Here is a 25041-nt window from a genome sequence, read left to right as displayed (position 1 = left end):
CATTACACAATGAATGTATTAATATTAAACTTTCGTGTTCTTTATGTCAAAACATTTTTAATAAAAATGCTATAAATCCTTATATAACAACAAAAAAAAATAAGAGCCTTTTAAGAGAGGTTCTTATTATCTTCGCTATTATGTTTAAAGGCCATCGTTGCTGTAACAGCATTTTTCCAACCTTCATATAAGTTTTTTCTAACCAAATCTTTCATTTGGGGTTCATAAACTTTCCCAGTTTGATAATTTTTCTTAATGTCATCCAAATCTTTCCAGAAACCCACTCCTAATCCAGCCATAAAAGCTACTCCTAGCGAAGTGGTTTCTAGTTCTGAGGATCTTTGCAATGAAATACCTAGAATATCAGTTTGAAATTGCATCAAATAATCGTTGGCGGACGCTGCCCCATCAACCTTCAAAACTTCAATTGGTATTTTAGAATCAGAACTCATTGTTTCAATAATATCTTTGGTTTGATATGCAATAGCCTGCAAAGTAGCCTTGATAACATCATTGTCAGTTGTTCCACGAGTTATTCCAAACATTGTTCCATGTGCTTGATTGTCCCAATAAGGTGCACCTAAACCAGCAAAGGCCGGTACCACATAAACCTCATCTTGATTAGTGGATGCTTTGGCAGCAGCTGATGTCTCTGGAGTGTTACTAATTAAGCGCATATCATCTCTTAGCCATTGCAATGCAGCACCAGCCACAAAAACACTGCCCTCTAAGGCATAGTTAATTTTGCCATTGATACCGTAGGCAATAGTAGTCAGCAAATTGTTATCTGACAAAGCCGGTTTATCTCCTGTATTCATGACAGCAAAGGCACCCGTACCATAAGTATTTTTAACCATTCCCTTTTCAAATGCCATTTGTCCAAATAAAGAAGCTTGTTGCGAACCAGTCATACCAGAAATGGGAATCTCTGACCCATAAAATTGATAATTTTTGGTAGTTCCAAAAATCTCAGAGTTGGACTTAACCTCAGGCAACATTGCTTTGGGAATATTAAACAATTTTAAAAGATCATCATCCCATTTTAAGCTATTAATGTTATAAAGCATTGTACGACTGGCATTTGCATAGTCGGTCATAAAGCTTTCACCATCGGTTAATTTCCAAAGCAACCACGTATTGACTGTTCCAAAAAGTAATTCACCATTTTCAGCACGTTTCTGAGCACCCTCGACATGGTTCAAAATCCAACGAATTTTAGTGGCTGAAAAATAAGGACTGATGATTAGTCCCGTTTTCTTATGAATCTCATCTTTATAACCATCTTCAATTAATTCATTAGCCAAATTTGCAGTCTGACGACTTTGCCAAACAATCGCATTATAAACTGGCAATCCCGTCTTTTTATCCCAAATAATCGTTGTTTCACGTTGACTAGCAATTCCTATTGCTTTGATTTGATTAGGCTTGATACCTGAATCAATTAAAGCCGTGGCAATCGTAGTCTGTACAGCATTCCAAATTTCATTTGGATCGTGTTCTACCCAACCCGGATTAGGTAAAATTTGTCGAATCGGATGACGAGCCATCGCTACTTTTTTACCACTATGATCAAAAATAATCGCCCTAGCGGTTGTAGTTCCCTCATCAATTGCTAAAATATATTCCTTATCCATTTTAAATACTCCTAAATATCAAAAGAAACAAATTGATAAAAAACACACTCATAATGCGAATTGAACTAGTAACCTAACTTTGATTACTAGTTCAATTATTTAAGCAGAATAAGTTGTGTTTTTCCCCAATCTAATTTTGTTTCCTATTACAAATTATTTTGTTGCTTTATGCTTAAACATTCTAGTCGCACTGACCGCTTCACGCCAACCCTCATATAGGTAATCAGCCTTTTTTGAATCCATTTCTGGATCAAACGTAGCACCAGTGGCATATTGTTTTTTAATGTCGTCTAAATCATCCCAATATCCCACAGCCAATCCTGCTAAAAAGGCAGCGCCCAAAGCTGTAGTTTCAAGATCTTTAGAGCGTTGAACTGGAGTCTGCAAAATATCAGCTTGAAATTGCATCAAATAGCGATTATTTGCAGCCCCGCCATCGACCTTCAAAGTCGGAATATCAATCCCAGTATCTTGCTTCATCGTTTCAATAACATCACGTGATTGATAAGCCAATGATTGTAGTGTTGCTTTAATAAAATCATTTTTGGTTGTACCACGGGTTAAGCCAAAGACAGCACCACGTGCATCAGCATCCCAATAAGGAGCACCCAAGCCAGTAAAGGCTGGTACTACATAAACCTCATCGTCATCATTAGAAGAAAGAGCTGCCTCTTCTGATTCAGGTGCTGAGCCAACCAAATGCATTGCATCTCTTAACCATTGTATTGCTGAACCAGCAACAAAAATACTTCCTTCAAGGGCATAATAAACCTTTCCATTAATACCATAACCAATCGTTGTCAAAAGATTATTATCTGATAATTGAGGCTTTTCACCGGTATTCATAACTATAAAAGCACCGGTTCCATATGTATTTTTAACCATTCCTGGTTCAAAAGCCATTTGTCCAAATAAAGCTGACTGTTGATCTCCAATCATACCCGCAATTGGAACCTCTGAACCATAAAAATGGTAGCCCTTGGTTTTAGCATAGACCTCTGAATTCGGACGAACCTCAGGCAACATGATCTTAGGAATATTCAAAGCCTTGAGAATATCATCATCCCATTTGAGGTCATGAATATTAAAGAGCATTGTTCGACTCGCATTAGAATAATCGGTAACATGAGCAGCCCCACCGGAAAGTTTCCAAAGTAGCCAAGTATCAATAGTCCCAAAAAGTAATTCACCCTTTTCAGCACGTGCTTGAGCACCTTCTACATGATCCAAAATCCAGCGGATCTTAGTAGCCGAAAAATATGGATCTATCAAAAGTCCTGTCTTTTCATGAATCATCTCGCCATAGCCGTCTTTTTTTAGTTGGCTAGCAATATCAGATGTCTGCCTACTTTGCCAAACAATTGCATTATAAATTGGTAAGCCTGTTTTCTTATCCCAAATAATCGTTGTTTCGCGTTGATTAGTAATTCCAATTCCCTTAATTTGTCTAGGTTTAATGCCAGATTCAATAAAAACATTAGCTATAGTAGATTGAACTGCATTCCAGATTTCATTAGCATCGTGCTCAACCCATCCTGGTTCAGGAAAACGTTGAGTAAATTCACGCTGTGCGTCAGCAATTTTTGTTCCTTTTTGATCAAAAATAATTGCCCTTGTGCTGGTAGTGCCTTCATCAATCGCCATAATATATTCACTTGACATTACTTCACCTCATTTTTAATGTAAACGTTTCATAACAAAATATTATAACATCTACAGAATATTGCAAACAATTCGGTAATATTTTTAATATTTTGTCTTTTTTAATGAATAACAGTTTTATTTTTCCTTGTTTTTGACTTTTTAACAATAATAAAACAAATAAACAAAATAATTGAACTTATTGATATGATCCAACCGAGTTTTAATCCTGGAACTTGATAATTTAAAGCTATCTCATGTTTGCCTTTCTTTAAATTAACTGTCATCAAATTGGATACCGCTTTGTGTAGCACTGCCTTCTTACCATCAACAGTTACACTCCAACCATTATCATATGGGATGCTAAACAGCATTGGTGCAGATTTTTCTACCTCAATTGTTCCTCTTACCGTATCATGGTTTAAATCTGAACTTATCTTCAAAGAATTACTTCTAAATTTTTTTAAACTCTCTAAAAACATCTTTTGATTTAACGATTGAAAGTATTTCGGATTTAAATCCAAAGATTTATCGGTTAAAATTTTAACTTGAATTTTTTGATTATTCTTAAAATGACCTAATCTCAATGTGGCTGCACTATATACATTAATTCGATCGGTTTTAATTCGTTTACCATTTACATAGATTTTAGCGGTATGATAATTCATCGGCGAAACATAAAAATACATTGGCCCACTGGCATGAGTTGTTAAATCATAAGTATATGAACTCTTATTGCCGACATTGTATTGTTGCATACTATTGATCGAAGCATTCTTCAAATACTGCTCATTATTTCCATTCAACGCTTGCCAAAGACGGTTTTGATTAGACAATGCTCGTTTAGAATACATTTTAAAGTTATAAACCTCAGGATCCACTAAAAATCCTAATGTGGGAGCATTATAATTCTCCTCCACGTGATAATTGTTATCAGACTGACGGACCCGGTAATAAACACCCAAAAGAGCATTAGTTAAGTTAGTACCACCAAAATAACTAATCCGACGAACGTTCAAACTAAAATAGCCTAAATTATGCATCATCTGCAAAGTATCTTGATTTAAGGTCGAGCTATAAAGACTGACACCATTGATATTAAACAGGATCGGATCATTATAATTATTATATTTATCAGGAAAAGCCTTATTCAGACCAGATTTAGAGACAATGATTCGATGTCCCGATCGACTGCCATTTCTAACCTTCTGAAGTATGTCATCTTCTCTATCAAATTCTTTTCGATATACCAACTGGTCTCCCAAACTGGCCGTACTCATAACTGCATTAAAATTAGCTATAGCCTCAAATGAAACCATTATCAAAAGAATCACTATATATTTTTGATTTGTATTAATCGACCATAAAAGAACACCTGAAATCAAAATACAGACGATGCTTATCCAAAAATAGTGACCATCATATTGATTATTAGGTGTTGCGAATCCCAACTTTTCAATAATTTTAGGCCATAGCCATTCTGTCGAATATCCAATACATAAAAGAATACCTGCAATACAAGTACTCTTAATAACAATCTCCAAATCATGATAAACTCCATTGATATAGGCCTTATAAGCAATAAAAATACAAGCAAAAGAAAAAATAAAACTATTTCTAAACGGAAATCCTGCTGGATTTTGGAACATATGCCATACCGTATTGAAAGTTGTCACAAACATACTGACTAATAAAATTCCTATTAAAAATGTAGAATTTAATTTCTCTCTATTGGAAATACGATTACTAAAGAAGTATGCCAGCAATAATATCAATATAGTTGAGGTCATAAATACTGACGGACCATGTTCCAAACGTTGTTCAAAAGTATTTCCACCAATACCTAATTCTGTTAATGCCTCAAGGCCAAACCTAGCCGATGGCAAATAATTAAAAACATTGAATGAAGTCTTAGCAGTTTTTAACATTCCGGCTAATGTTGGAATTAACACTACCGCTGAACTAAATCCCGCCAAGATTGAGGTAATCAAATAGTCTCTAACCACTCTCCATTTGATACTCGACTGAAAAAGTCTTTCCTCCAAGGCCAAGTAAACAAAGAAGCATAACGAGAATATACATAACATATATCCCAAATAATAATTAAAAATAATCGACATTAAAATCGCAAAATAATACAAAACATATTTTTGACGAGTAATGACATGCAATACTCCCACTGCTACCAGTGGCAACATAATCAACGCGTCCAACCACATCAAATCATAAAAGTATGATGCCACGAATCCACAAAAGCTATATGCCAATGTAAAAATATAATTTGTAAACCTAATATTCTTAAAATATTCCTTCAAAAAATATGCCATCGTGACACCCATTGAAGAAATCTTCAACATAATTATTATATTAGCTGCTGCCGGTATTCCTTTAGGACTGAATAAAACTAATAACAAATTAAATGGTGATAATAAATAATAGCTTATAACAGGAAAAAAATTATCCCCTAAAGATTGACTAAAAAGATATAAATGAATATTTCCCGATACCATTTGTCTTCTTAATTCAGTTAAGAAGGCTAAATACTGAGTCCCCAAATCACTACTCAAAAAATTATTACTTCCAAAGGGAACTAATCCAGAATAAGCAAATATTATTGAAATAATAACAAGATTAATAAAAAACGCTCCGAAATAATACCAAATATGACGTTTCAACATATTAATATCTCCTTACTTATTCAAATCATATGGGATTACTGACATAAATGCAAAAAAGAAAACATCAAAAAAGGCTTGCTTACGCAAGCCCAACTTCATATTCTTTTTCATATTATTACCTCAGATTAATTAATTGTCGTTATATTTATTTTGAATGGTTTTAATTCTTATTTTTTAGTTTAAAAAATTCTTTTCATTATGAGATTTAATCATTTTAGTACACATTGTTGCTAAAACAGATACACCCGTAAGAACTAGAATAGGATGTTTTTTCATAAAATTCACCTCGTTTTTCGAATAGTCATATTTGACTATGTACACATAATAACTGGATAATATGAATTTCATTTTATTAAAACTTGAATTATTTATGAATTTTGTTTCAGAGATAAATAGTGGATTCTATTCACAAATCAATCAACTGGACCCTGATACTTCTTCATATTGATAACAAATTCACTTAGCATTTGCGAATCTACTTCAGGAATCATCGACAGTTTCTTGATCAGCCACTGGCCCAATGAATAATAAGAAGATTTATCAAGTTCAAATTTTTGAGCATATACATAATGAATGGCTTCTTCATATTTTTGATGTAATAGTAAATTATCAATATCGGTGTAAATTTTTCCGTTCTGATTCTGTTGTTGCTCATAAACTATCTCAGTTTTGTTAGCACCCTTTTTACCAACCATCATTCCAAATCCTTCTGCAAAGGACTTGATCTGTCGCATTATAAAATCATCGTCATCCATTATTGTCACCGCCCTATTTTAAATTATCCACATTATACAAAAAAAGCAGCCTTAAAGGTTGCTTTTTTCAACGATTTTCAGATTGTATTTATTCAGATACCTTAGAATCAGCCTTTTCTACTGCTGCTCCGGCTAAGGCACTGACATAGTTAACTGGTTTATCAAAGTTTGGTTGGAACAAGAAATCAACCATCGATAATTCATCAATTGTGACTTTCTTTTGGATTGCTAATGACAAAAGGTTAGCTGATTGTGATACATCATACTTACTTGTCAAGGCACCACCCAAAACAACTCTTGTTTCTGGATCCCAAACTAAGTTCATTAAAACAGGTGTAGTAGTTAACATAAATTCAGGACGGTAGTTATCTTCTAACGAGACCGTTTCGACTTTCTTGCCCAATACTTCAGCATGTACTTTAGTTAAACCACTGGCCGCATATGTACGTCCAAACAATTCAACCGCTGAACTTGCTTGAGTTCCCATATATGCCAAAGTATCTTTTTCAATATTCTTACCAACTAAGATCCCTTGACGAACTGAGTTAGTTGCCAATGGAATATATTGATCATCATTTGTTGGATTGTAATGTACTGAAGCTGCATCACCAGCTGAGAAGACATCTTTTTTACTTGTATGCATGTACTTATCAACAATCAAAGCACCATTTGGCAAAGTTTCAAATTCATCGGCAAACATCTTAGTATTAGGACGGAAGCCAACACACATCACAGCAATATCAGCTTCGTAAACATTTTTATTCGTCTTAACAATTACACTATGATCCGTTTCTTCGAATGACTCAACTTTCTCATTCATACCTAACTTAACGCCATTATCAATGTAATCTTTTTCAGCAACTTCGGACATATTAACGTCCAAATTCTTTGATAATACATGTGGCAATGCATCAATCAAGGTTGTCTCTTTACCAAGAGTTGCATATCCTTCGGCTAATTCAGCACCAATGTATCCAGCACCAATAACAATGGCACTCTTAATATCACTAGCATTTTCTTTTAATTCATTGGCATTAGTCCAGTTCTTGCAAAGCATTACACGACTTGAATCGATTCCTGGAATTGGTGGAACGACTGGAGCAGAACCAGTAGTAATAACTAGTTTGTCATAATCTTGTTCGAATGTTTCACCGTTAACAAGATTCTTAACTACAAGTTTCTTATTATCAAAATCAATATTTGTCACATCATGTTGCATGTACATGTGAGCACCTAAACTTGTTAAAGCTTCAGGATTTGCATAGAACATCTTATTTGGATCAGATACTCGATCACTTACCCACAAAGCGATACCACATGATAGAAAAGAAAGGTTATCATTTCTTTCAAAAACAGAAACTTCCCAATCCGGATGTTCTTTCAAAATATTCATTGCAGAAAAAGTTCCAGCATGAGTACAACCGACAATACTTACTTTCATAATAACTACCACCCTTTTTTGTTTATATCTTATATTATAGTTAACTTCGTTTAATAATTAAAGCGCTTACATAATATTAAAATAAATATATCAGAATTATAAATTATTGGAATTTTAACTATAATATGCTCGACTTACGCCCCATCAATTATCAAATTGTGAATTATCTCTAGTAATAACCGAAAAACAGGACTAATATTATAGTCGCATAGAACCATGAGTTTGTGATATTAAAAACAAATAAATATTTTTTCCAAAAATGAATTTAACTGTTTAAACATATGTGCTATATTATAATCGTGAAAGAGATAGAGATATGAAATGCGATTCCTTCCTTTTTTAACTCGTTAATGAAGGTTATGGTACACATCCTCATACCGTAACCTAAAAAAGCTTACTCGCATTCCGAGATCAAGTTGCCCCCCTCAATCAATTTGGTCTCCCCCCTCAAATGCGTAATCCCATTACAATAATTTACTTTGAATGCTTTCATTAATTAACAGAAATCCCTCTCTATTTGACAAATATGGAAACCTCATAAGCATTCATACCTTGTCTCCGACACTACTGGTAATGCCGCTACACATATATGTAGCAAAAAAACAAGCCCGTCCCCAAAGATAGGCTGTTTTTTTTTGACCTTTTTTATTGTGAATTTATTATTAAATAATTTTTTTCAAAATTAAATAAATAATTTTTTCAATATTGATAGTTTTTGTTTAAACATATATGATAGATTATAACTGTGAAAGGGGATAAGATACGATCAATGTAAATCCTTCCGTTTTAGCACTCAGTAATAAATTCCGTAATACCTCCTCATATTACGGCAGATCATAGTTACTGAAATAAGAAATCAAATTGCACCCCCTCAACCAATTTGATTTTTCCTCCTCCAATAAATATCGTGACAATAATTTCATTGATTAATAAATCCCTCTATGTTTAAAGATATGGAAATAAAATTCATATCTCCTCCCCTAACACTACTGGTAATGCTGCTGCACACATGATGCAAAGGCAGAAAAACAAGCCTATCGTTAAATGATAGGCTTGTTTTTTTAGTGTTTAGAAGCACTTGAGGTTGCATCTACTTCAACTTCTGGTTTTTCTTCAGTAGTTTTTTTAGAGGCACCTGACATAGCATCCATCTTTGCATTTGGATCTTTAACTAACTTTTGACCAGTTGCTTTAAGATATTCATCAACTATCGGTTTCAAATCAACTGCCCACTCATTAACACCTTTGTAATTATTCTCATCATCATGCATTGCTTTGTAATAATGCATTACATGATGTTTTTGAGGATCTCCACCAGGTATAGGCATTGAAACTAAATCAGTTTCTCCATTGCGTAGAGCACTAATAACTTGTTTAACGTGTTTAAAAACTCGACCGATATTAGGATGTACTTTGTCCAAAGCATCACCGACTTGAGCTGGAGTCCTTTTAGCTAACATTTTTTCAGTTGGCAGTGAGTGATTGTAGTAAAGAAATTGATTATTTTCATCAACATAGGTTAATTCAATTGGAATAGTCTTTAGGAAATAATCCAACTGATTAACGGTCAACAAACCACTATCTAGTTTAACGTAATCATTTCCCTCTGCTGCACTGACCTTATTAGCAGCCCGATCCAACCAATCATCGGCATTCATATCAATACCCTTAATAGTTGTATCGGTTCCATTTTGGGCGCTTAAATCTTCTTCTTCATAATTGTTTGTTTCACCAATCATATTAATTACCTTAGCAAATTTAATAAAGTTTTGTATCGTCGTTTGAAGAAAATCAACTGTTCGCTGATCTTTCAAATCGCCTTTATCATCAAAAGCTGTCTTAACATCACCTAAAAGAAACTCATTACCAGGTAAAACGATGGCATTGACTCCAGGTGCCTCAAGAATCTGTCTCAAATGTAATTGAGCACGAGATGAACCTTGAATGTGATAAGACGCACCAACAATCATGATTGGTTTGCCATCCAAGGGATGAACTTCATAAGACAACCATTCAATTACATTCTTCAACGCTGCAGGTACCGAATGATTATGTTCAGGTGTGGCAATAATCACGCCATCAGCTGAATTTATTTTTTTGCACAAATTCTGAATAATAGCACCATCCGTTTGATCATCATCTTGATTAAACATAGGTACGTCATTAATATCCAACACTTCCACATCAACTAAACCCGAAAAATGTTTAGCAATAAACTGCAAAAGTGTTCGATTATAAGATTGATCAGCAATTGAACCCGCGATACCAATTAATTTCATATTACCTCTCCTAATCCTTATCCCAAGAAAACTCCTCGGCTTTTTGTTTATTTACAGTATTGGCATTATTTAGTTGTTTAGAAATATCAACAAATTGTAAAAAGTCCTTAAATAATCCGTCTAATTGTTGAATGATCTGTTCATCTTTCAAATTATCATTCTCATCAAAAGCTTCTAAAGAATGACCTAACAAAAATTCTGAACTTGGCATAATACGGGCCTTCAATTCCGGCGAATCCAAAATTTGACGCAATTGAGCTTGGGCACGAGATGAACCTAATGATCCATAAGATGCCCCAGTTATCATGACTGGTTTATCTACGAATGGATGAATACCATATGATAACCAGGCCAGAGCACTTGATAAAACCGCTGGAATCGAATGATCATATTCAGGAGTAGCAATGATCACACCATCCGAATTTTCAATTCTTTCAGCAATATCTCTAGCGACTTGCGGTACATACTTATCAATACTCTTCTTAAAAATGGACAAACCGGTAATCTCAACCAATTCAATTTCAGCTTGTTCTTGAAAATGTTTTTTCATATATTGCAACAATTCACGGTTAGTTGACTTGTTAGAATTAGATCCAACAATAGCAATAAATTTATTCATACCATCAATCATCCCATTCATTTGTATTTATCACTTTAATTGTAATTTTTTTCACAGAATAAAGCAACACAATAATGTAATCGTTTTTATATGAAAAAAGTTATATTAAATTGAATTTTTTATCCAATCCACTAGTTACAAAGGTCTTTAGATTTTTAGTAATAAAAATTGCTTCGATACCTGGCTGCCTTTCAATCATTTCCATTCCCTGTTCGATTCCTTGATAAAAACCAATCGTAGACCAGACCTCGCCATCAATTGACTTATCGCTAACGATCGTAACACTAGCCAAATTATTTTTTATTGGATAACCAGTTTGAGAATCAAACATATGATGATATTCATGACCGTCAATTATTAATTTTCTTTCATAAATGCCTGACGTTCCAATCGATTTCTCATTAGTATGGATTACTCCTAACGATATATCTCTTGGTTTAATTGGATTCTGGACGCCAATATTCCATATTCCATCTTCATGTAAACTAGCACCTAATAATAATACATTGCCTCCCAAATCAATGATGCCTGTCTCTACGCCTCTTTTTTTCCAAAGCTCTTTTATCTGGTCAGCAATATATCCTTTGGCAATCCCGCCTAAATCTATTTCCATATCCTTCTCTTGTAAAAAGACCGATGATTCAGTATCATTCAAAATAATTTTCTCTGGATCAATAATGTTCAAACGTTGCTTAATATCATTGTCACTGGGTCTATTAGCTCCTTTAAAACCAATCTTCCACAATTTTACTAATGGTCCAATTGCCACATTAAATCCTAAATGTTTTTTACTTACTAAGACCGCCCGTTTGATCAAACTATATGTATCGCTTGGAACAACCACTGGTGATATACCCGCTTGATGATTTATCGACATTACCTCAGATTCATTACGATTGACGGTTAATTTATCCTCGAATTTTTGGATTAAACGATAACCTGCCTCTAAATCATTTTCAGTTGCTGGATCATTAACTGATAAATTAATTTCCGTTCCCAAAGCATAGTAACTTTTGTTTATTAATCCCATACTCAATTCCTCAATCCGTTAGATAATTAACTCAAATTCATGATTACGATCTTCATCATGGATTTTGGTGTCGTTTTCGACAAAAGGAACTTGTTCACAATATCCATAATTAGAGTTATATTAATCCTAACATGTTGATGAAATGGAGTGAATGAAATGTTTGATAGTTCAAAGTTAAAATGGAACGCAACTTATGACGTTATTGTTTTAGGATTTGGAGGCGCTGGTGCTACTGCCGCCAGATTTGCAGCCGACAACAATGCCAAAGTTTTAATTACTGATTCTGCACCTGAAGGACACGAAGGCGGTAATACTCGCTATGCCGGACAAGTCATTTCTTCCGGTGATGATCTAGATGACTTGAGAAAATATTATCAAGATTTAGCTTTTCCATTATCATACGATAAAGAATTGATGGAAACCTTCATCGAAGGACTCTATCAAATACCTGAGTATCTAGAAAAATATCTAGAAGTTAAACCATTCGTAATGGGACAACATCCCGAGTCACAAGTTTCTAAGGCTCTATACTTCATGGCTCACGAATACCCTGAATTCCGAGGACAAGAAACACATGAACTAGTTACTGTACATGAAGGCGTTGCCGATTCTGCCCTATGGAAAAATCTCCGTCAACAAGTTCTTAAACGAGCCGATAAAATCGATGTTTTATATAACACTCCTGCTGAACATTTGATTCAAGATCCTAATACCAAAACTATTGTTGGAGTTCAAATAAAACGTAATAATGAACTACTTAACGTACGCGCTAAAAATGGTGTCGTTATGGCAACTGGTGGTTTTGAAAATAATCCAGAAATGGTAGAAGACTATCTAGGAGAAACAAGTCTAAGACCTATTGGTTCGCTCTATAATAAGGGGATCGGGGTCAAAATGGCCTCTGAGGTTGGTGCCAAACTTTATAATATGAGTAACTATGAATCATATGGTATTTTCCATGGCCTAACCCCCAAACCCAAAGCCGGTCAACGTTCACAATTTCTACCATTTGATTGGCCTGCTTTCCATCAAGGTAGTCTAATCGTAGTTGGGGATGACGGCACACGTTATTTTGATGAAAATGAAATTCATCGCCACGGGCACATTCAGGATCACGGTAACTGGAGAGTTCCACATGCACAACGTCATCCCTATGTTATCTTCGACCAAAAGAAATACAAAGAACTTATCAACGACCAAAATGCTCCATATCCAGAATTTATGAAACAAGTTATTAAAGCTAACAACCTTGCCAGTTTGGCTGATACTATAGATGTTGATCTGGAAAATCTAACTACTACAATTAAAAATTTCAATCATTTTGCCGAAATTAAACACGACTATTCCTTTGATCGTGATGCTAAAACTTTGACTGCTTTTGATGATGGCCCTTACTATGCTTTAGCGATGGTTCAGGGATTATTGAATACCCAAGGTGGGCCCGTTCATAATTCAAAAGCAGAAATAGTTGATAATGATAATGTGGTTATTCCTCATCTCTACGCTGCCGGCGAACTAGGCAGTTTAATGGGACGTCAATATAACGGTGGCAGTAATCTAGCCGAGAATTTAATCTTTGGTAAAATTGCTGGTGAGAACGCTGCTAGTGAAAAATCCGAGATCAATCCTGAAAATATCGATGCTCAAACATCAGCCAGTGTTCACGAATCGGGATTAGGTTCTGATGTTGTTGAAGAGCACTTTGAAACCAAGGATAATCAGTATATTGGTAAATCCACTGCCGGTATGGGAAATGAAATAGTTGTTAGAGTCACTGCTGACAATAAAGATGATATTAAAAATATTGAAATCCTAAAACAAAGTGAATCCGACGATTATGGTCTTAAAGCCGTGAAAGAATTGCCTAAAGAAATCATAGCTAAAAATTCTGTAAATGTTGATACAGTTTCTGGTGCCTCTGCTTCAAGCAAAGCTATTAAGGAAGCTGTGGCAAACGCCTTGGAACAAATAAAATAAATTGATTTATAAATAAAAAAACGATCTAGTAACTATTAAATAGTCGCTAGATCGTTTTGCGTATATAAAAAGGGAAGCAATCAATGCTTCCCCGCGGGAGTTATATCATAATAATATTATTATTATCGAGAATGCCGTTCATAGACATCAGCAAAGTAATTGTAACAAATTCTAAAGACAATTTGTATAAATTTGCTTAAAGAAACTGAGCTATCTATTTAACAGTCCAATAGTCTGATTTATCAAAGACTCCTTCTTGAACTAACTTGTTATATTTTGCTCGTACTGACGCAAATGAATCTAATTGTTTATTGATTCCATCTATATCATTATCTTGACTATAGTCATAGGGGACGGAATCTTTAACTAAATCCGCTTTTAGTTGATCTACGTTTAGACCTAACTCTTGCGCCTTTGCCTCATTTACTTGTAATGAACCAATTGATTCGTGTGTTTTCTTAATTGAATCATGCATTACTTTGATTGATTCATCATAGTTATTAGAGTTATATGCGTAATCTAATGTGCCAAACATTGATCTTCCATTGAACTCATCTTTGTATTTCATGGAGTCTCCAGGTTGAGAGTTGAACATACTGCCTGAATAACTGATTGATAGTTTCACTTTATTGTAAAGGTCTTTTATGTCAGATGTACTTTTTTTAGCCCAAGTATATGTACCAGCTTTTTCTGGCGTATAATTTGTCATTAAATCTTCTGATGTATAGAGACTGCCATTATTTATATTATTGCCGTTGGAGTCTTTAATGTTTTGCCATTTACCTGAATAACCATCTGTTGTTGGAACCTCAGGTAAATTTACATCTCTTTCAAATTTATTCTTTGATCCCACAACTATAGTATTTATATTACTATTATTGCCGAACATATCCCTCATTAGATAAACTTTTGACATATCGAAACTACTAATATCCAAATATTTTAATTTAACATTATAAAACATAATATTCATGTTATTTACATTTGATGTATTAAAATTGCTTAAATTCAACCTATTCAATGTTGTATTAGCAAACATGGTATTCATATCTGTTACTTTCGAGGTATTAAAGTTACTTAAATCTAAGTATTTTAGGTCATCTTCAGAAAACATTGCTTTCATACTAGTTACTTTTGATGTGTCAAAATTATTCAAGTCCAAGTCAGTAAATTTCGTATTCCTAAACATACCAATCATTTCCGTTACCTTGGAGGTATTAAAACCATTTAGATTGATACTATCCATTGTAGTATTAGCAAACATTTCGTTCATGCTCTTCACGTTCGATGTATCAAAACTACTTAAATTTAGATTTTTTATACCATCACCATTAAACATACTGTGCATATAAACTACTTTTGACGTGTCAAAGTTATTCACATTTAAATTTGATAGATTGGTCATATTTTCAAACATACTATACATAGAAGTCACTCTTGAGGTATTAAAATTGCTCAAGTCTAAACTCTTTAAGCTACTCATACCAGCAAACATGCCACTCATGTCGGTTACTTTGGATGTATTAAAAACATCTAAGTTTAAACTCTTAAGAGATCTATCTCCATTAAACATATCCTCCATACCAGTAGCACTTGAAGTATCAAAGTTATCCAGATTCAAATTTGATAAATTGCTCATATCAGCAAACATGCCTCGCATATTTGCAACTTTTGAAGTATCAAGATTATTCATTCCATCTATAGACGTGACCTCTTCCAAACCGTTAAAGAGACCTAAACAATCATATGGCAGTATTATCTCACCAGTAAATGTTATTTTTTTTATATTGCGAAGCTTATCTCTCCAAGGAACGTTAACCGCATACCCAGCTTCACCTCCACCCACAGTCATCTCTCCAGTAGTTTTGTTCCAAGTCCAAGGTGCTGTCCCCCATGTTCCTGTTACAATATTATCGTTGGTCTGTGTTTGATCATTGGAGTTTGTTACTGCACTATCACTAACTTCATCTGCGTGAACAGTAGACACATTATCAAGTACAGTTGTTACTCCCATCATTGCTGCTGAGGCAAGAGCAATAGTTAAAATACGGCTTATCTTAAAATTATATTTTTTCAAGACCAATCCTCCCGATATACGCATATATTAATCACGATTAAATGATAGCACTTACATTATTTTTCCGCATACAAAAAACATTCATAATTCAACACAAAACAAAAAAGGATTAAAACCAATATAATCAATGGTTTCAATCCTTTTAAAATTGTTTGTAGGCATTTAAGCAGTTGCTAAATCAGCATTTATAACAATTCTATGCAAAACACTGAAATTTTATATTTTAACATCTAAGCCGAAACGACCACTTATTTATTCATAGTCCAATAGTCCGATTTATCAAAGACTCCCTCTTGAACAAGTTTATTATATTTTGCTCGTACTGATGCAAATGAATCTAATTGTTTATTGATTCCATCTATATCATTATCTTGACTATAATCATAAGGAACAGAGTCTTTAACTAAATCTGCTTTTAGTTGATCAATGTTTAGACCTAATTCTTTTGCTTTAGCTTCATTTACTTGTAGTGAGCAAATTGATTCATGCGTTTTCTTAATTGAATCATGCATTACTTTGATTAACTCATCATAGTTATTAGAATTATATGCGTAATCTAATGCGCCAAACATTGATCTTCCATTGAATTCATCTTTGTATTTCATAGAGTCTCCAGGTTGAGAGTTGAACATACTGCCTGAATAACTGATTGATAACTTCACTTTATTGTAGAGATCTTTCAAATCAGACACATCGTTACTCTTCTTAGACCAAGTGTATGTTCCTGCTCTATCTGAAGTATAGTCTGTCAAAAGATCATCAGAAGTATAAGTATTTCCATTATTTATATTATTTCCAGCAGGACCTTTAGTATTCTGCCACTTACCTTGATATCCGTCTGTAGTTGGAACACTAGGCAAATTTGTATTCTCTACAAATTTATTCTTTTTTCCTAGAATTAAAGTATTTAAATTGGAGTCTTTACTAAACATAGCTGATGAGTTTGTTACGTTTGACATATCAAAGTTACTCAAATTCAATTTCTCAAGCTTATTTGTAAACTTAGGATCAGGAGAAGAAGGGTAGCTCGCAAACATATAACTCATATCAGTTACTTTCGACGTATCAAAACTACTTAGATTCAAATCGGTAAGATTCATAGTAGAATTAAACATATAACTCATATCAGTTACTTTCGATGTATCAAAATTACGTAGGTCTAAGCTTTTCAGACCAGAAGCACTGTAAAACATATGATTCATATCAGTTACTTTCGATGTATCAAAATTACTTAGATTCAGACTATTAAAATAAGTAATTGCAAACATACGACTCATATTTGTAACCTTTGACGTATTAAAGTTACTTACATCAAGTTCCTTAATATTCTCATCGTTATCAAACATGCCACTCATATCAGTTACTTTCGATGTATCAAAATTGCTTACATCCAAATCACTTAATTTGGAATTATAACCAAGCATAAGACGCATATCGGTTACTTTTGATGTATCAAAATTACTTATATTTAAGTAAGTAAGTGATTTACAATTATAAATCATACTGTTCATATCGATTACGTTTGATGTATTAAAATTACTTAGATTTAAACTTTTAAGTGATAAATCATCTGAGAACATTCCACTCATATTAGTCACTTTTGATGTATCAAGATTATCAATTCCATCTATAGAAGTAAGATCATATAACTTAGGAAATAAATACGAACAATTAGCTGGTAATTGTAATTTGCCATTGAAAATGATTTTTTTAATATAAATCTGATCATGCCCTGTATGGTCATTCCCCCATCCTGACTTCCAAGGACGATCAGCTACAGGTCCAGCTATTCCACCACCCACGGTTATTTCATTAGTCAATTTATTCCAAGTCCACGGTGCAGTTCCCCATGTTCCTGTAACTATATTGTCATTACTTTTTGTTTGAACACTACTATCACTTATAGTGTCCGCATGTACTAGCACACTACTAAAAATAACTGTTACTAACATCATTGAGACAGAAACAACAATTATAGTCAAAATACGATGTATTTTTAACCTACAATTTTTCAAGACCAATCCCTCCATATCCATATATTTTAATCACGATTAAATGATAGCACTTACATTTTTTTCGTGCACAAAAAAGGATTAAAACATAATAAATATGATTTAATCTCTTTTGAATCTATATATTATAATCAAGCCAAGTATATCTTTTAATTTAGAAAAATCATTTCATAGTCCAATAGTCCGATTTATCAAAGGCTCCCTCTTGAACAAGTTTATTATATTTTGCTCTAATTGACGCGAATGAATCTAATTGCTTATTGATTCCATCTATATCATTATCTTGACTATAGTCATAGGGGACAGAATCTTTAGCTAAGTCTGCTTTTAGTTGATCAATATTTAGACCTAATTCTATTATTTTATTTTTTGTCTTAATTATCGCTTATTTGTGATATCTTTTTATTTAAGAGAAATAATACTAAAACAGCAAAGAATTTTTGCTAAACTAAACTCATCTCATCTCTGCCCTTGATCGAGGATATGGAAATCTTGAACCATTTGTACAATCTGAGGGACTTAATTTAGAATTTTGATTAACAAGAGATGTATCGAGAGTCATTGACAAATGATAGTTTGTTTTCTCATTGATTAGCAATACAAAAACTTCAAATCCTATTTTATTATAGTTTATGAGGGAGAGCGTATTTTAGAATTCAAAGAACTGGAAACACATTGCATTACTGTTGTAGTGATTTACCATCCCTTGATAAAAAACACAATCAATTGTCTAATTGTGCTTACTACAGACTTAAGATACAATTATGTATTACTATTTTTAGGAGATTAATATATAACGGAGGATTCGATTCATGAGAAGCGAAAGAAATATGCGTAGAAGAAAAAGAAGAAAGCCATTTTATAAAAAATGGTGGTTTTGGTTGTTAATTATAGTTTTAATTTTCATAGCGATTCCTAAAGGAAACGATTCAAATAAAAGTTCTGACAAAGCCAATAACCCCACTACTGCTAAACAAGTAAAGAAGCCCAAAACAAATAAAGTGGAAAAAGATGAATCAAACAAGGGTAAGGAAACTAATACAACTGTTCCTAAAGAAGATCAAAATGCATTATACAAGGCTGAAACATATTCTAATTCAATGCATATGTCTAAAGCCGGTATATATGATCAACTAACCTCTGAGGCCGGGGAAAAATTTAGTACTGAAGCAGCGCAATATGCTGTCAATAATTTAAAAGCTGATTATGATAAGAATGCCTTAATCAAGGCAAAGTCTTATTCAGATACACAATTCATGTCAAAACAAGGTATTTTAGAACAATTGAGTTCCGATTCTGGAGAAAAGTTTACTCAAGAAGAAGCTCAATACGCTGTTGATAACTTAAAAGCCAATTACAACAAGAATGCCTTGGAAAAGGCCAAAAGTTACTATAACGACCAACACATGTCTAAAGATGAAGTAAAAGAACAATTAACATCTAGTTCAGGTGAAGGTTTTACTCAAGAGGAAGCTCAATATGCTGTTGATAATTTAAAATAAATTAGTATCGATCTAAAAAAAGTGTTCATTAATCGTGAGCACTTCTTATTGTATATTCGTATAAAAAAGGATTAAAACCAATATAATCAATGGTTTTAATCCTTTTAAAATTGTTATAAAATGCCGTGTGCAGGAGTCGAACCTGTGACCGCCGGTTTACGATACCGATGCTCTACCAACTGAGCTAACACGGCTTAATAAAAAAATTACATCTAATTCTTCTATGAACTAGATGTAATTTATTGGACACCTAGGTAAATCCTAAGTATTTATAACTCCGGTTGTCAGACTCGAACTGACGACAACCTGATTAACAGTCAGGTGCTCTACCAACTGAGCTAAACCGGAATAATTCAATAGCTCTTTAACAGAACTATTAAATTTTATCAATTTATAGACATAAGGTCAATATCTATTTGGCATTTTCTTTAGTAATTTTTGTTACGCCACCCATGTAAGGAACCAAAACATCTGGAATAGTTACAGAACCATCTTCATTTTGATAATTTTCAAGAATTGCGGCAACTGTACGACCAGCGGCAAGACCTGAACCATTCAATGTATGAGCAAGTTTTGTCTTACCATTTTCGTCACGGTAACGAATGTGAGCACGACGAGCTTGGAAATCAAGACAGTTAGAACAACTTGAAACTTCACGATACTTATCTTGAGCGGGCATCCAAACTTCCAAATCATAAGTCTTTGCTGAAGAAAAACTAGCATCCCCACTTGATAAAACAATAACGTGATATGGAAGACCTAATTTTTGCAAAATATTTTCTGCATTAGCAGTTAATTTTTCTAGTTCATTGTATGATTCCTCTGGTTTTGAAACTTTAACCATTTCAACCTTATTGAATTGGTGCATACGAATCAATCCACGAGTATCACGACCAGCTGAACCTGCTTCAGAACGGAAACAAGGTGTCAAAGCTGTAACGTATTTAGGAAGATCTTTTTCATCCAAAATCTTGTCAGCAAAGTAGTTTGTCAAAGGAACTTCGGCTGTAGGGATCAGTGTTAATGGATTTTCATCAACTGTGACAGTATAAACATCTTCAGTAAACTTAGGAAATTGACTAGTACCAAACATGGCAGTGTTATTTACCAAATATGGAGGAATGACTTCTGTATAACCTTCTTGTTGATGTTGATCCAACATAAAGTTATAAACGGCACGCTCCAAACGAGCACCCATACCAATGTAATAAACAAAACGTGAACCAGCCACCTTAGTTGCTTGTTCAAAATCTAGGATTCCTAATTCTTCACCAATATCCCAATGATGACGAGGTTTAAAGCCCTCCTTAGGGATAGCACCAACTTTTCTAATTTCAACATTTGTACTGTCATCTGGACCAACAGGAACAGAATCATCAGGAATATTAGGTAGACGAACTAAAATATAGTTCATTTTTCCTTCAGCTTCTTCAAGTTCAGCATCAATCTTCTTGATATCAGCACCAACTTGTTTCATTGCTGCAATTTCTTCACTAGCATCTTCTTTATTACGTTTCTTAGTAGCGATACCTTGAGAAACAGTATTTCTCTTTTCTTTCAAAGTTTCTGTTTGTACCAAAAGTTCACGGCGCTTAGCATCATATGAAAGTAATTCATCGATTTCTTCGCTTGTAACGCCACGTGAAGCTAGTTTGTTCTTAATATATTCTGGATCTTTTCTGATCAACTTAATATCTAACATAACTTTTCCTCCATAAAATAAAAATATGGTCGACTCATCCCAATAAAGGGACGAATCGACCATATTCGCGGTACCACCCAGTTTCAGCGTATAAAAATACTCTGCACTTTCAGATTTTATCGGATCAACCCGAACGGAATTACCCGTTACTAGAATGCTGGAATAGAAATCTTAACGATTCACACCGACCATCGCTTCTCTGAAAGATTTATGAGTGGGCACTCTTTTAGTTTTTATATTCTTTGTTAATCATAATTTAATTTGTGGCAAATTTCAACTAGTAGTGACCACCATTTTTAGTCTTTTCAACATCAACATCTTCTAGTTTCAAAAATTTAGTCTTATATCTGATCTTATAATAAGCCCAACAGAAGAAGAGAATGATCAAACCACTATAACTAATCAACAAGCGACCAAAATTGAAATTGACCATTGAACGAACGTCTTGTCCCAAGATGATAATAATTCCCAAGACAATTGCCAAAAGTGGTCCAAATGGGAACCATTTTGCTTTATATTTTAGATCATCTAGACTATAACCCTTATATAAATAGGCTTTTCTAAATCTGTAGTGTGAGAAAGCAATTCCTAACCAGGCAATGAAACCTGTCAAACCACTAGCAGATACTAACAACTCATAGAACGAATTACCATAAAGACTAGTGAACAAGGCAACTGCTCCAACTAAGGCCGTTAATAATAGTGAAAAGACTGGTACACCACGTCCATTAGTTCTTTGGAATGCTTTAGGAGCCATATTATTCTTGCTCATAGACCAAAGCATACGGCTGGCAGCATAAAGACCTGAATTGGCTGCAGAAATAACTGAAGTTAAAATAACCGCATTCATAACGCCGGCAGCTAATGGAATACCAACCTTTTTAAAGACAATTGTGAAAGGACTGATAGCAATATCCTTAGCACCTGAACCCAACAAGTTAGGACTTGTATAAGGGATCAAGGCACCAATAACAGCAATTGACAAAATGTAAAATAGAAGAATTCTCCAGAAAACCTGTTTAATAGCCTTAGGAATACTCTTTTCAGGTGTTGCTGATTCACCAGCTGTAATACCAATTAATTCCGTCCCTTGAAACGAGAATCCAGCAACAACGAAAACACTTAGGATAGCTGGTATTCCTCCGACGAAAGGTGCCTTTTTATAAGTATAATTTGATAGTCCAACTTCACCATGACCGCCTAAAATACCCATGATAGTTAAAATACCAACGATCAAAAAGATAATAACAGCAGTAACTTTAATAGATGATAACCAATACTCAGTTTCACCAAATGATCCTACAGAAATAAAATTAATAACTAGGAGAATCACCATAAATGTCAAACTGATTTTCCATGAGGTCCAGCTTGGGAACCAATACTTAACAACCAAAGAAATTGTTGATAGATCAACTGCTAAAGTAATGGCCCAATTAAACCAATAATTCCAACCTAATGCAAAACCAAAAGCTGGATCAATAAATTTTGTAGCATATGTTGAAAAAGATCCAGAGACCGGCATATACGTTGCCATCTCTCCTAAACTAGTCATCAAAAAGTAAACCATAATACCGATAGCAACATACGCTATCAAAGCTCCTCCAGGACCAGCTGTTGAAATTGAAGAACCACTTGCAACAAACAAACCAGTTCCGATTGACCCACCAAGTGCAATCATTGACAAATGGCGAGTCTTCAACGACCTATTCACATCATTATTTTCCATCTCTAATTCCCCTTTTTGGACATAAAAAAAGTCCTTATTATCAGAGGAACTACCGACAATAAGGATTATAATTATCCCATTAATCAATAGCTCAACGTCACAAAGAATGATCGACACAACCGTTTTAATAAAACTAGAAAGCCTACTAAATACAAGTTGTATGTCTCCACTCTAAAAAACGACAGTCTACTGCCTATTAAGCAATAGCCCAATCAAATTACCAAGTAGGGATAATTGATTTCGGCAAGCTTTCCTTTCATATTTTTTCAAAGTACCCTATCCGTACTCCAAAATACTAATAATAAAGATTGCACCTCTATCTGATTACAAAACATTATAAATAAATGTTAAGATAGTAGCAAGTGGTGTTTCGTATTATTATTAAATTTTTTTAATTTAAATGTTACCGGGGGAAGACAAATGTTGGAGCAAATTTTTTTAGTTAAGCAAGACGTAGAAAAATATCGCATGCTTACTGTAATAAAATCATTACCTCCTCGTGAAGTAAACTTAAGTAATATTAGTAATCGGCTACAATTTACATACCAGAAAACCTACAATATTTTTCAAGCACTATTAGAAGATCTTGCTGATGTCGCTCCCGATATTGATCCTAGTGATACTAAAATAGAGTCAATTGATTTCAGTAAAATCCCTATTGATACTTATCGACTATATTTAGTTAAAAATTCAGTAGTTTTTCAAGCCTTTAATTATGGCTTAACCAGTACTAACCCTTCATTTGAGAGTTTTAGTAATGACCACTTCACTAGTAAATCAACACTTAACCGTCGAATGTCAAAGTTCAGAGCTTTCTTAAAAAACTTCGGCCTTAAAATATCTAATTCGACCCTTGAAATAAAGGGAAACGAAAATAATATTCGTTGGATGGCTTACTATGTCTATTGGTACATCTACCATGGTCAAGAATGGCCTTTTGCTTTAATTCAAGAGAATTCAATTGATCAAATCATGGGACGAGCTGGAATTACTTTTGATAATCCCATTGTTCATTTTCAATTGAAGTATTTCTTGGCTATTTCTAGAATACGTTTGATTAAACGTAATTACATCGATGAATTGCCATTCTATAAAGACGTCTTTGGTGATCAAAATCTTGGTGAAGAAATTTTAACCCATGATGATTATCCAATTGTTCCTGCCAATGCTCTGGATAACGAAAATAAGTTGATTAATCTATTCAGAAAAACTGCATTTCAACCTAGTGATACAGCTTTCGAGCAGCCCATCAATGCTAACGCCAGAATTAATCCCAAGTTCTATGCCCTCGTTTATCACTTTATAGACTTTTTGAAGGAACACTATCACGATGATATGACAGTCTATCATGATCAAAAAACGCTGAAACATATCATGACTTATGTAACTAGAGATATTGTTTTTTATTACATCATGGCACCCTACTCAATAATGCATCTAGATACAATGTTTAATGATGATGACGAAAGAACTTATACTGATCTGTACAAAGATATCTATACCTTCTTTTCTAATATTGATCAAAATGAGTTCCGGGAATCTACAATGCGGCGGAATTGATCTCTAAAAACTTGTATCAAGTATTGCCTAGTTATATTTCTACAATTAGAGCTGAAGATATTATCAAAGTTAAGGTTTTAATCGATCCTGGTAATCAAGCAGCTGAGGTTGTCTTGAGAAATATTAGAACCTTGGAATTCGTAGAAGTCGTTCCAAGTGATGTTTATCAAGACGTTGACATTCTAATTACCTCTCTTGACGTCTTGCCACTAGATATCGAAAAGAAAAAGTATCCAGAAAACCTTAAAGTAATTTCTTGGGATATTTCCTCAACTAGACCTGATTATATTTGGCTATTGATTCAGTTGAACCAAATATATGTTAAAAAACTCAAGGAAAAAATCGAAAATAATAAAAAAAAGAAGGCTCTCTAAGGCCTGCTAATAAAGCGATTTAAAATTAAAAATA

Annotated in this window: 16 protein-coding genes, 2 tRNA genes and 1 riboswitch; of the genes, 4 read left to right on the top strand and 14 right to left on the bottom strand. The window is 33.9% G+C overall.

Annotated features, from left to right (window positions below):
- Positions 1-110: 110 nt before the first annotated feature.
- The 8 genes from glpK (CBP76_RS09185) to CBP76_RS09150 all read right to left on the bottom strand — a co-directional run bounded on the left by glpK (CBP76_RS09185) (position 111) and on the right by CBP76_RS09150 (position 12077).
- Complete coding sequence (gene glpK, locus CBP76_RS09185) at positions 111-1634, bottom strand: glycerol kinase GlpK (protein WP_102196601.1); 1524 nt, start codon at positions 1632-1634, stop codon at positions 111-113.
- 153 nt (positions 1635-1787) lie between these two features.
- Positions 1788-3296, bottom strand: coding sequence for a glycerol kinase GlpK (glpK, locus tag CBP76_RS09180; RefSeq protein ID WP_102196600.1), 1509 nt, complete (start codon positions 3294-3296; stop codon positions 1788-1790).
- A gap of 101 nt (positions 3297-3397) precedes the next feature.
- Positions 3398-5953, bottom strand: a complete 2556-nt coding sequence (locus tag CBP76_RS09175) for a YfhO family protein (protein ID WP_102196599.1) — start codon at positions 5951-5953, stop codon at positions 3398-3400.
- 413 nt (positions 5954-6366) lie between these two features.
- Complete coding sequence (locus CBP76_RS09170; protein WP_102196598.1) at positions 6367-6708, bottom strand: hypothetical protein; 342 nt, start codon at positions 6706-6708, stop codon at positions 6367-6369.
- 88 nt (positions 6709-6796) lie between these two features.
- Positions 6797-8149 carry an FAD-dependent oxidoreductase gene (locus CBP76_RS09165; protein WP_102196597.1) on the bottom strand — a complete coding sequence of 451 codons (1353 nt, stop codon included), beginning with the start codon at positions 8147-8149 and terminating at the stop codon, positions 6797-6799.
- 1061 nt (positions 8150-9210) lie between these two features.
- Positions 9211-10428: an NAD(P)H-dependent oxidoreductase gene (locus CBP76_RS09160; protein ID WP_102196596.1), complete on the bottom strand. Its 1218-nt coding sequence runs from the start codon at positions 10426-10428 to the stop codon at positions 9211-9213.
- A gap of 10 nt (positions 10429-10438) precedes the next feature.
- Complete coding sequence (locus CBP76_RS09155; RefSeq protein ID WP_102196620.1) at positions 10439-11047, bottom strand: NADPH-dependent FMN reductase; 609 nt, start codon at positions 11045-11047, stop codon at positions 10439-10441.
- Between the two features lie 100 nt (positions 11048-11147).
- On the bottom strand, positions 11148-12077 hold the full coding sequence (locus tag CBP76_RS09150; protein WP_102196595.1) for an FAD:protein FMN transferase: 930 nt from the start codon (positions 12075-12077) through the stop codon (positions 11148-11150).
- A gap of 156 nt (positions 12078-12233) precedes the next feature.
- On the opposite strand from CBP76_RS09150, the gene CBP76_RS09145 reads away from it, so the two are divergent.
- Positions 12234-14054, top strand: a complete 1821-nt coding sequence (locus CBP76_RS09145; RefSeq protein ID WP_102196594.1) for an FAD-binding protein — start codon at positions 12234-12236, stop codon at positions 14052-14054.
- A gap of 214 nt (positions 14055-14268) precedes the next feature.
- Here CBP76_RS09145 and CBP76_RS09140 read toward each other — a convergent pair whose 3' ends face one another.
- Entirely contained in the window at positions 14269-16131 is a 1863-nt protein-coding gene (locus CBP76_RS09140; RefSeq protein ID WP_166667246.1) for a BspA family leucine-rich repeat surface protein, read from the bottom strand.
- A 248-nt stretch (positions 16132-16379) separates the two neighbouring features.
- Entirely contained in the window at positions 16380-18146 is a 1767-nt protein-coding gene (locus CBP76_RS09135; RefSeq protein ID WP_166667245.1) for a BspA family leucine-rich repeat surface protein, read from the bottom strand.
- Between the two features lie 809 nt (positions 18147-18955).
- Between CBP76_RS09135 and CBP76_RS09130 the strand changes: the two genes are divergently transcribed.
- The gene (locus CBP76_RS09130) at positions 18956-19645 is read left to right on the top strand and encodes an Ltp family lipoprotein (protein ID WP_245865708.1); all 690 of its coding nucleotides are present in this window, start codon (positions 18956-18958) and stop codon (positions 19643-19645) included.
- Between the two features lie 121 nt (positions 19646-19766).
- Here CBP76_RS09130 and CBP76_RS09125 read toward each other — a convergent pair.
- The 4 genes from CBP76_RS09125 to CBP76_RS09110 form a co-directional block, all read right to left on the bottom strand.
- Positions 19767-19839, bottom strand: a tRNA-Thr gene (locus tag CBP76_RS09125).
- Positions 19840-19920: 81 nt separating this feature from the next.
- A tRNA-Asn gene (locus CBP76_RS09120) sits at positions 19921-19993 on the bottom strand.
- Positions 19994-20057: 64 nt separating this feature from the next.
- Entirely contained in the window at positions 20058-21347 is a 1290-nt protein-coding gene (gene serS, locus CBP76_RS09115; protein ID WP_102196591.1) for a serine--tRNA ligase, read from the bottom strand.
- Between the two features lie 277 nt (positions 21348-21624).
- On the bottom strand, positions 21625-23073 hold the full coding sequence (locus CBP76_RS09110) for an amino acid permease (protein WP_102196590.1): 1449 nt from the start codon (positions 23071-23073) through the stop codon (positions 21625-21627).
- A gap of 151 nt (positions 23074-23224) precedes the next feature.
- Positions 23225-23400: riboswitch (Lysine riboswitch) on the bottom strand.
- A 93-nt stretch (positions 23401-23493) separates the two neighbouring features.
- Here CBP76_RS09110 and CBP76_RS09105 point away from each other — a divergent pair.
- Together CBP76_RS09105 and CBP76_RS13365 are read left to right on the top strand one after the other, a co-directional pair.
- On the top strand, positions 23494-24633 hold the full coding sequence (locus CBP76_RS09105) for a helix-turn-helix domain-containing protein (RefSeq protein WP_245865704.1): 1140 nt from the start codon (positions 23494-23496) through the stop codon (positions 24631-24633).
- Positions 24630-25007: a hypothetical protein gene (locus CBP76_RS13365; protein WP_245865700.1), complete on the top strand. Its 378-nt coding sequence runs from the start codon at positions 24630-24632 to the stop codon at positions 25005-25007. Before CBP76_RS09105 ends, CBP76_RS13365 begins: the two co-directional genes overlap by 4 nt.
- Positions 25008-25041: the final 34 nt, after the last annotated feature.

Source organism: Companilactobacillus nuruki, assembly GCF_002872255.1.
In the GTDB taxonomy this organism is placed as follows: domain Bacteria; phylum Bacillota; class Bacilli; order Lactobacillales; family Lactobacillaceae; genus Companilactobacillus; species Companilactobacillus nuruki.
This window is presented reverse-complemented; position numbering and strand designations above follow the sequence as displayed.

Excerpts from the sequence above, each read along its gene's own strand:
- glpK (WP_102196601.1), bottom strand. The coding sequence starts at position 1,634 with ATGGATAAGGAATATATTTTAGCAATTGATGAGGGAACTACAACCGCT.
- glpK (WP_102196600.1), bottom strand. The coding sequence starts at position 3,296 with ATGTCAAGTGAATATATTATGGCGATTGATGAAGGCACTACCAGCACA.
- CBP76_RS09175 (WP_102196599.1), bottom strand. The coding sequence starts at position 5,953 with ATGTTGAAACGTCATATTTGGTATTATTTCGGAGCGTTTTTTATTAAT.
- CBP76_RS09170 (WP_102196598.1), bottom strand. The coding sequence starts at position 6,708 with ATGGATGACGATGATTTTATAATGCGACAGATCAAGTCCTTTGCAGAA.
- CBP76_RS09165 (WP_102196597.1), bottom strand. The coding sequence starts at position 8,149 with ATGAAAGTAAGTATTGTCGGTTGTACTCATGCTGGAACTTTTTCTGCA.
- CBP76_RS09160 (WP_102196596.1), bottom strand. The coding sequence starts at position 10,428 with ATGAAATTAATTGGTATCGCGGGTTCAATTGCTGATCAATCTTATAAT.
- CBP76_RS09155 (WP_102196620.1), bottom strand. The coding sequence starts at position 11,047 with ATGAATAAATTTATTGCTATTGTTGGATCTAATTCTAACAAGTCAACT.
- CBP76_RS09150 (WP_102196595.1), bottom strand. The coding sequence starts at position 12,077 with ATGGGATTAATAAACAAAAGTTACTATGCTTTGGGAACGGAAATTAAT.
- CBP76_RS09145 (WP_102196594.1), top strand. The coding sequence starts at position 12,234 with ATGTTTGATAGTTCAAAGTTAAAATGGAACGCAACTTATGACGTTATT.
- CBP76_RS09130 (WP_245865708.1), top strand. The coding sequence starts at position 18,956 with ATGAGAAGCGAAAGAAATATGCGTAGAAGAAAAAGAAGAAAGCCATTT.
- serS (WP_102196591.1), bottom strand. The coding sequence starts at position 21,347 with ATGTTAGATATTAAGTTGATCAGAAAAGATCCAGAATATATTAAGAAC.
- CBP76_RS09110 (WP_102196590.1), bottom strand. The coding sequence starts at position 23,073 with ATGGAAAATAATGATGTGAATAGGTCGTTGAAGACTCGCCATTTGTCA.
- CBP76_RS09105 (WP_245865704.1), top strand. The coding sequence starts at position 23,494 with ATGTTGGAGCAAATTTTTTTAGTTAAGCAAGACGTAGAAAAATATCGC.